The organism is Dickeya sp. ws52, assembly GCF_007210685.1.
Taxonomy (GTDB): domain Bacteria; phylum Pseudomonadota; class Gammaproteobacteria; order Enterobacterales; family Enterobacteriaceae; genus Dickeya; species Dickeya chrysanthemi.
Map to the genome: position 1 here is coordinate 1 of NZ_SZVX01000069.1, position 315 is coordinate 315.

Sequence of the window (315 nt, forward strand, 5' to 3'; positions counted from 1 at the left end):
CTGGCAGTTCCCTACTCTCGCATGGGGAGACCCCACACTACCATCGGCGCTACGGCGTTTCACTTCTGAGTTCGGCATGGGGTCAGGTGGGACCACCGCGCTATCGCCGCCAGGCAAATTCTTTTATTCAGTTTGCCGAACGTAACTTAAAACAACTGGTGCTGATACCCAGAGTCGAACTGGGGACCTCACCCTTACCAAGGGTGCGCTCTACCAACTGAGCCATATCAGCACGCAAAATTTGATGCCTGGCAGTTCCCTACTCTCGCATGGGGAGACCCCACACTACCATCGGCGCTACGGCGTTTCACTTCT

General features: G+C 55.6%; 1 tRNA gene and 1 rRNA gene. Both read right to left on the reverse strand.

Features of this window, described 5'->3' with window-relative positions:
- A 5S ribosomal RNA gene (gene rrf, locus FDP13_RS21555) occupies nt 1–114 on the reverse strand; the annotation flags it as partial.
- A 42-nt stretch (nt 115–156) separates the two neighbouring features.
- Nucleotides 157–232: transfer RNA gene (locus tag FDP13_RS21560), tRNA-Thr, on the reverse strand.
- Between the last annotated feature and the right edge of the window lie 83 nt (nt 233–315).